Here is a 7,965-nt window from a genome sequence, read left to right on the forward strand (position 1 = left end):
TCCGGCGAGACGGCGAGCCCGGCGACCGGGCCGGCATGGCCTTCGAGGACGCGCTCCGGCTCGGCTTGGCCCAATCGCCACAGCGCGATGCGCCCGTCCTCGGAGGCGCTGGCGAAGCGCCCGTCGGGGAGGACCGCGACCGCATTCACCGCGCCGTCGTGAAAGCGCAGGACGCTCAGCGCCGCGCCGGTGTCGAGGCCCCAGATGATCGCCGCCTGATCGAACCCGCCGGAGACCGCGAGCCGGCCGTCGCCCGTGATCGCCAGCGCCCGCACCGGCCCGCCGTGACCGCGCATCTGCGCCGTCGCCGGCAGCGCGAGCAACAGGGCGGCGATCACCCCGAGAATCCGCGTCCCCCGCATCGTCACCCCACTCCGCTCCGTCGCGGCGGACCATAGGCGAGAGGCCGGGGCCGTGTCCGCCCGGAAGGGTGAGAGTTTCTGTCTCATGCATTGGACGGGTGCGTCACCGAACCTTGATCCGCGACCGGCGATGACGCATCGATCGCGACGATGAGACAGGACGGCGCCCCGCACATCATCACCGTTCCGCGCATCGCATCGTCCGCGCGCGCGGCCGGCTGAGCGATGCGCGCCTCCTCCGCTGCCCTGACGCCGTTGGCCGAGGCCCTCGCCATTCTTCGCAGCCTCGCCGCACCGGTCGCGCCGCGAACCGTCCCGCTGAACGACGCGAGCGGGCGCATCGCCGCGACCGCGGTGGCCGTTGCCGCACCCGTTCCACCGAAACTTATCGCCCTGCGCGACGGCCTCGCCGTCGAGTCGGCGGCGATCGGCGGCGCCTCGCCCTACGCGCCGGTGATGCTGCCGCGCGCGCCGGTCTGGGTCGAGGCCGGCGAGTCCCTGCCCGCCGGCGCCGACGCGGTGCTGCCCGTCGAGGGCCTGGAGGGTCGCAGTGCGGTCGCCGAGGTCGGAGCGGGCGAGGGCACCCGCGCCGCGGGCGAGGATTTTCTTCCAGGTGACGTCCTGCTGGCGGCGGGGGAGCGCATCCTGCCGCGCCATCTCCTCGCCCTGGCCGCCGCGGGCTTTCGCGAGGTCGCGATCCGCAGCACCCGCATTCGCGTCGTCGTGACGGGCGCATCAGACGCAGATGCGCTGTCGCCGACGCTTGTCGCCCTGGTCGAACGGGCGGGCGGCACCGCGGAGACGGTCGCGGTGCCCGACGACCCCGAACGGATTGCTCGCGCCATCGCGGCCGATGGGGCCGACGCGATCCTCATCCTCGGCGGCAGCGGCTTCGGCCGCAGCGACCGCAGCGCGGACGCGTTGGCGCGGGCCGGACGCCTGCTCGTCCACGGTCTCGCCCTGCGCCCCGGCGAGACGGCCGGGATCGGCGAGACAGGGGGGCGGCCGGTGCTGCTCCTGCCCGGACGCCCCGACGCCGCGCTCGCCGTTTTCCTGGCGCTCGGCCGGCCGCTGCTCGCGGCTTTGTCCGGCAGCGTCGAGCCGGCGCCGCGCACGGGCGCCCTCAAGCGCAAGATCACGTCCACCGTGGGGCTCTCCGAGATCGTGTTCGTCCGCCGGCACGGTCCGGAGATCGAGCCGCTCGGCGGGGCCGAACTGCCGCTCCGGCGGTTGATCGAGGCGGACGGCGCCGTGCTGGTGCCGCCGGAGCGGGAGGGCTATCCCCCGGGGAGTGAGGTCGAGGTGGTGCCGCTGTGAGCGCGGATCGCGAGATGGAATTCGCCCGGCGCCTCGCCGCGGCGGCCCGGCAGGAGCAGTTCCTCACGGTGATGAGCCGGGAGGAGGCGCTGGCCGCTTTCCGCGCCGCGGTGCCGCACACGGCGCTTGCCCCTGAGACCGTGCCCCTGGCGCAGTCCCTCGGCCGGGTGCTCGCCCGGGACGTGGCCTCGCCCATCGACGTGCCGCCCTTCGACCGCGCCCTAGTCGACGGCTTCGCCCTGCGCGCCGCCGACACCGAGGGCGCCAACGCCGCGCGGCCCCGGAGGCTCGCCCTCAACCGCGAGATCCTGGCCTGCGGCGCCGCCCCCGCGCTCCCCGTCGCCGCCGGCACGGCGACGCCGATCGCCACCGGTGGGGTGATCCCGCGCGGCGCCGACGCGGTGGTGATGGTCGAGCAGACCGAATTCTTCGAAGACTCCCTCGCCGTCGATGTGACGAGTCCGGTGCGGCCGGGGCAGTTCGTCGGCTATGCCGGGGCCGACATGGCCTTCGGCGAGACCGTCCTGCGCAAGGGAATGGTGGTGACCGCCCGCGAGATCGGGATGCTCGCCGCCTGCGGGCTGGCCGAGATCGCGGTTCTGCGCCGGCCGCGGGTGGCCGTGCTCTCGACCGGCGACGAGCTCGTCGCGCCGGGCGATGCCTTGCGACCGGGCGCGATCTACGATTCGAACGGCGCCATCGTCGCGGCCTCCGTCGCCGAGAACGGCGGGGAAGCGGTGCCGCTCGGCATCGTGCGCGACGAGGAGGTCGCCCTCGAACGGGCCCTGCGCGACGGCCTGGCGCGGGCCGACCTCGTCGTGCTCTCCGGCGGCACCTCGAAGGGGGCGGGCGACGTCTCCCACCGCATCCTGTCGCGGCTGGGCGAGCCCGGCATCCTCGTCCACGGGGTGGCGCTGAAACCCGGCAAGCCGCTTTGCCTCGCCGTGGCCGAGGGCAAGGCGGTGGTGGTGCTGCCGGGCTTTCCGACCTCGGCGATGTTCACCTTCCACGAATTCGTGGTGCCGCTGGTGCGCGCGCTCGCCGGGCTGCCGCCGCGGGAGGAAGAGGCGATTGCCGCGCGCCTGCCGCAGCGGCTGACCTCCGAACTCGGCCGCACCGAATTCGTCATGGCCTCCCTGGCGCAGGGCGAGGACGGCCCCGTGGCCCTGCCGCTGCCGAAGGGATCGGGCTCCGTCACCGCCTTCTCCCAGGCCGACGGCTACTTCGCCGTCCCCGCCGCGCGCTCCGGCATCGAGGCGGGCGAGACGGTCTCGGTGGTGCGCCTCGGGGCCGGGGTCCGGCCGCCGGACCTCACCGTCATCGGCAGCCACTGCGTCGGGCTCGACCGCGTGGTCGGGCTGCTCGCCGAGCGGGGCTTTCGCGCCCGCACGGTCTGGGTCGGCTCGGCCGGGGGGCTCGCGGCCCTGCGCCGGGGCGAGTGCGACCTCGCCGCGATGCACCTGCTCGACCCCGAGACCGGCCGCTACAACGTGCCCTTCCTCGAACCCGGCATGGCGCTGGCCCCCGGCTGGCGCCGCCTGCAGGGCGTGGTGTTCCGGGCGGGCGATCCCCGCTTCGAGACCCGCAGCGCCGCCGAGGCGGTGGGCGCCGCCCTTGCCGACCCGGACTCGGTCATGGTCAACCGCAACGCCGGATCGGGCACGCGCCTCCTCGTGGACGGCCTGATCGGCGCCGCCCGGCCGCCGGGCTTCTGGAACCAGCCGCGCTCGCACAACGCCGTCGCGGCGGCAGTGGCGCAGGGGCGGGCCGATTGGGGCGTGGCGATCGCGAGCGTGGCGCACGCGTACGGCCTCGGCTTCCTGCCCCTGGCGCAGGAGCATTACGACTTCGCCTATCGCGTGGCGGATCGCGAGAAGCCCGCGCTCGCCGCCTTCCTGGCCCTGCTCGGCACGCAAGAGGCCGACGCGGCCCTGACCGAACTCGGCTTCGAGCCCGGCGGAGGCGAGTCATGAGCGGTCTGCGCGTCATCGGTCTGGCGGGGTGGAGCGGGGCGGGCAAGACGACATTGCTCGCCCGCCTGATCCCCGTTCTCGTCGCGCGCGGCGTGCGGGTCGCGACCCTGAAACACGCCCACCACGCCTTCGACATCGATCATCCGGGCAAGGATTCCTTCGTCCACCGGCAGGCCGGAGCGAGCGAGGTCATCGTCTCCTCCGCTCGGCGCTGGGCCCAGATCCGCGAGGTCGGCGACGGCGCCGAGGCCACCTTGCCCGACTTGCTGCGGCGGCTGACGCCGGCCGGCCTCGCCCTGGTCGAGGGCTTCAAGCGCGAGGCACATCCGAAGCTCGAAGTCTTTCGCGCCGCCAACGGCCGCCCGCCGCTGCACGATCAGGATCCGCACATCGTCGGCATCGCCAGCGACGTGCCGTTCCCGCAGGCCGGCGTGCCGGTGGTCGGGCTCGACGACGTCGAGGCCATCGCCGGTCTCGTCGTCGAGCGCGCCGAACCCCTCGAAGCGGTGCTCGCCCGGCTGGAGAGATCCTGAGCGATGGCACAGCTCACCGACGACTGCTTCGCCTTCGGGGGCAAGCTGATGCGGGTCGAGGAGGCGGTGGCCTCGATCGCCGAGCGCTTCCCCGTCATCGCCGGCACCGAGGCGGTGCCGCTCGGTCTCGCCGACGGCCGGATCGCGGCGGAGGACGTGTTCGCCGCGCACGACCTGCCGCCCTTCGCCAACACCGCGGTCGACGGCTACGCCGTGCGCTTCGCCGACCTTGCCCCGGCGGGCGAGACCGTCCTTCCGGTCAGCGGCCGCCTCGCGGCCGGCGCCGCGGCCGGGGACATGCCGCACGGCACGGCGATCCACATCTTCACCGGCGCGCCGATGCCGCCGGGCGCGGACACCGTGTTCATGCAGGAGGACGTGCGGCGCGAGGGCGACCGCGTCTCCCTTCCGCCGGGTTTGAAGCGCGGCGCCAACGCGCGGCCGGCGGGCGAGGATCTGGCCCGGGACGGTCTCGCGATCGCCGCCGGGCAGCGCCTGCGCCCGCAGGACCTGGCGCTCGCCGCCGCCACCGGCCATGCGCGGATCGCGGTGCGCCGCCGCCTGCGGGTCGCGGTGTTCTCCACCGGCGACGAGTTGAGCGAGCCCGGCGCGCCCTTGCGCCCCGGCGCGATCCACGACTCGAACCGCGTGCTGCTCGTCAGCCTGCTCACCCGTCTCGGAGTCGCAGTGGACGATCTCGGCATCCTGCGCGACGATCCCGCTACCCTGTCGGCCCGCCTCGCCGAGGCCGCGCGGGACCACGACCTGATCCTCACCTCCGGCGGCGTCTCGACCGGAGAAGAGGACCACGTGAAGGCCGCCGTCGAGGCGCAGGGACGGCTGATGCTCTGGCGCCTCGCGATCAAGCCCGGCCGCCCGGTCGCGGCGGGGCTGGTGGCGGGCACGCCCTTCATCGGCCTGCCGGGCAATCCGGTCGCGGTCTACGTCACGCTGCTCTTCGTGGTGCGCCCGCTCCTGGCCCGGCTGGGCGGCGCGCTCTACGCGCCGCCGCTGTCCTGGCCGGTGCGGGCGGGTTTCGCCTACCGCAAGAAGGCGGGCCGCCGCGAGTTCGTCCGCGTGAGCCTCCTCCGCACCGCCGAGGGCGACCTCGAAGCCCGAAAATTCCCGCGCGACGGGGCGGGCGTGCTGACCTCGCTCACCGAGAGCGACGGCCTCGTCGAACTGCCCGACGACGCGACCAGCCTCGCGCCCGGCGACACGCTGGCCTACTACCCGCACGCGCTGCTGTGGTAGGCGGATTCGGGGTCGGAGCCGGACAGTTCGTGAGGTTCGGGACGGTCCCCTATCGACCCTCTGCGGGCCTCCTCCTTCCGCGCGACCCGTCGGACGAGCCTACCCCCGCACGTCATCAGGCGCCGCGTAGCCCGAGGCGCGGCCAGCCCGATCCCGCAGGTCGTCGCGGAAGTCTGCGAGGCGCGGCGTACCGAGGCTCGCGCGCACGGCGAGAAAGTAGATCTCCCAACCCAGGGGACGGTAGTCGAGGGCGAAGCGCTCGGCGACGGAGCGGGTGCCCATGCCGACATCGGCCGCACCCGTGGCGATCAAGGCCGCCACCGCCTGGTGGGTGAACTCCTCCGTGTGATGGCCGACGATGGCCTCCGGCGCGAGACCCGCCTCGGCGCAGAGCCGCTCGAACCAGATCCGGGTGCCGGCGCCGCGCTGACGGTTGACGAAGCGGGCCTGCCGCGCGGCGATGTCGGCGACCGTTTCGAGCCTGAGCGGATTGCCGGCCGCCAGCATCAAGCCCTGCTCCCGGCGAAACAGCGGCGCGACGATCAGATCGCGGTCGGCGAAGACGGCGTCGAAGGGGGCCGGGGGCGGACCGTCCGATCCGTAATGGAAGCCCGCGGCATCGACGGAGCCGTCGCGCAACCGCGCCAGGGCGTCGAGGCTGCCCGCCACCATCAGGTCGATCTCCCGCCGCGCCTCGACCGCCTCCAGCAACAGCGGATCGTGGCTCGCAGCCAGCCGGATCCGGGCGTCCGCCGGCTCCAGCAGCCGCCGCAGCCCCTCGGTCAGCGCCAGTTCCTCCGCCGCGAGCGCCGGTGCGAGGCGGTTCCACGACGCCGCGAGCAGCGCGAGCAGCGCCGTGCCGAAGGTAGTGAGGTCGGTGCCGTGCCCCTTGGTCTTCACGACGACCGGCCGTCCAAGCGCCTGTTCGAGCGCTTCGAGCTGGCCCCAGGCGGAGCGGTAGGAGATCGAGAGGCGCTCGGCCGCCCCCTGAAGCGAGCCCGACCGGCCGAGCGCGTCGAGGAGAGCGTGGGCTCCCCGGAGCGCGAAGGAGGGCGCGCCCTCGCAGCGGCCCTCGACCTGGAGACGCACGTTCAGACGACCCGGCTCCGAGAGGACCTGGGGGGAACCGGGCACAATCTCGACGGCCATATGCACGGCCTTTCCTATTGATCTTGCACCTCGTGGCGTATCATCCCGGCAAGCCCCGCGCAGCCCCGTATGCCCGCGAGTCCACCGCGTGAGCCAAGCCTTTCAGGAGACGTTCTTTCGCTTGTGGACGCTCGACCGGGATGTCCTGGCGATTGCGTGGCTGTCCCTGCGCGTCAGCCTCACGGCGGTCGGCATCGGGCTTCTTCTCGGCATTCCGCTCGGTGCCCTGATCGCGGTGGCGCGGTTTCCGGGGCGCGACGCCCTGGTCGGGCTGCTCAACACCTTCATGGGCCTGCCGCCGGTGATCGTCGGCCTGATCCTCTATCTCGCCCTGTCGCGCTCGGGTCCGCTCGGGGCGCTCGGGCTGCTGTTCACCCCCGCCGCCATGGTGGCGGCGCAGGCCGTGCTGGCGACGCCCCTCGTCGCGGCGCTCACGCGTCAGGTCATCGCCGACGCCGAGGCGCATCTCGGCGAGCAGCTCCGCTCCCTGCGGCTCTCCGCGCCGCGGCGGGCCGGCGTGCTGATCTACGACGCGCGCTTCTCGCTGTTCACCGCGGCGCTCGCCGCCTTCGGCCGGGCGATCTCGGAGATCGGCGCGGTGCTCGTCGTCGGCGGCAACATCGACGGACATACCCGCACCATGACCACGGCGATCTCGCTGGAGACGCAGAAGGGCGACCTCAGCCTCGCCCTGGCGCTCGGCGCCGTGCTGATGGGCCTCGTGCTGGCCGTGAACGCGGCCGCCGCGCTGCTGCGCGGACACGCGGCCAGGGCCTACGGATGAGCGCCGCCCCCGCCATCCGCCTCGACGGCGTCGGCCTGACCCTCGGCGGGCGGACGATCCTCGACCGGCTCAGCCTCGACGTTGCCGCGTCCGGCATCACGGCCCTGGTCGGCCCCAACGGCGCGGGCAAGAGCGTGACGCTGCGGGTGATCGACGGCTTGCTGCGGCCCGATTCCGGAACGGTGCGCCTCGCGCCCGGCCCCCGCGCCTTCGTCTTCCAGCGCCCCGCCCTGGTGCGCGCCAGCGCCGCCGCCAACGTCGCCCTCGGCCTCGTCCCGCTCAAGCTGCCCCGCCGCGCGCGGGCCGAGCGGATCGCGGCGGCGCTCGCCCGCGTCGGCCTGTCGGAGCGGGCGGACGACGCGGCGACCCGGTTCTCGGGCGGCGAGCAGCAGCGCCTTGCCCTCGCCCGCGCCTGGGCCATGCGGCCCGGCCTTCTCCTCCTCGACGAGCCGACCGCGAGCCTCGACCCCGCCGCGACCGAGTCCATCGAGAGCTTGGTGGCCGAGATGGCGCGGGCCGGCACCGCCGTGCTCCTCGTCTCGCACAATCTCGGGCAGGTCGCCCGGCTCGCCGACGAGACCGTGGTGCTCGCC

The 7,965-nt window shown here is 74.3% G+C and carries 7 protein-coding genes and 1 pseudogene; 6 read left to right on the plus strand and 2 right to left on the minus strand.

What is annotated here, in order from left to right:
- Window positions 1-362: pseudogene (locus MFF42_RS12110) on the minus strand (hypothetical protein); the annotation flags it as partial.
- A 225-nt stretch (window positions 363-587) separates the two neighbouring features.
- Between MFF42_RS12110 and MFF42_RS12115 the strand changes: the two are divergent.
- The 4 genes from MFF42_RS12115 to MFF42_RS12130 are packed head-to-tail and all read left to right on the plus strand — an operon-like array spanning window position 588 to window position 5,439.
- The gene (locus tag MFF42_RS12115) at window positions 588-1,679 is read left to right on the plus strand and encodes a molybdopterin-binding protein (RefSeq protein WP_238255969.1); all 1,092 of its coding nucleotides are present in this window, start codon (window positions 588-590) and stop codon (window positions 1,677-1,679) included.
- The gene (locus MFF42_RS12120) at window positions 1,676-3,652 is read left to right on the plus strand and encodes a molybdopterin biosynthesis protein (RefSeq protein ID WP_238255970.1); all 1,977 of its coding nucleotides are present in this window, start codon (window positions 1,676-1,678) and stop codon (window positions 3,650-3,652) included. The genes MFF42_RS12115 and MFF42_RS12120 overlap by 4 nt, the downstream gene beginning before the upstream one ends.
- Window positions 3,649-4,185 carry a molybdopterin-guanine dinucleotide biosynthesis protein B gene (gene mobB / locus MFF42_RS12125; RefSeq protein ID WP_238255971.1) on the plus strand — a complete coding sequence of 179 codons (537 nt, stop codon included), beginning with the start codon at window positions 3,649-3,651 and terminating at the stop codon, window positions 4,183-4,185. Before MFF42_RS12120 ends, mobB begins: the two co-directional genes overlap by 4 nt.
- 3 nt (window positions 4,186-4,188) lie before the next feature.
- Entirely contained in the window at window positions 4,189-5,439 is a 1,251-nt protein-coding gene (locus MFF42_RS12130; RefSeq protein ID WP_238255972.1) for a molybdopterin molybdotransferase MoeA, read from the plus strand.
- A gap of 99 nt (window positions 5,440-5,538) precedes the next feature.
- On the opposite strand, the gene MFF42_RS12135 is transcribed toward MFF42_RS12130, so the two are convergent.
- Window positions 5,539-6,588, minus strand: a complete 1,050-nt coding sequence (locus MFF42_RS12135; protein ID WP_238255973.1) for a substrate-binding domain-containing protein — start codon at window positions 6,586-6,588, stop codon at window positions 5,539-5,541.
- 88 nt (window positions 6,589-6,676) lie between these two features.
- On the opposite strand from MFF42_RS12135, the gene MFF42_RS12140 reads away from it, so the two are divergent.
- Both MFF42_RS12140 and MFF42_RS12145 read left to right on the plus strand, forming a co-directional pair.
- Window positions 6,677-7,372 (plus strand): ABC transporter permease, encoded by a 696-nt coding sequence (locus MFF42_RS12140; protein ID WP_238255974.1) that lies wholly within the window; start codon window positions 6,677-6,679, stop codon window positions 7,370-7,372.
- A partial coding sequence (locus MFF42_RS12145; RefSeq protein WP_238255975.1) for an ATP-binding cassette domain-containing protein occupies window positions 7,369-7,965 on the plus strand: 597 nt, incomplete at its 3' end. The genes MFF42_RS12140 and MFF42_RS12145, both read left to right, overlap by 4 nt.

Origin of the sequence: Methylorubrum podarium (genome assembly GCF_022179745.1) — a bacterium.
Taxonomy (GTDB): Bacteria; Pseudomonadota; Alphaproteobacteria; order Rhizobiales; family Beijerinckiaceae; genus Methylobacterium; species Methylobacterium podarium.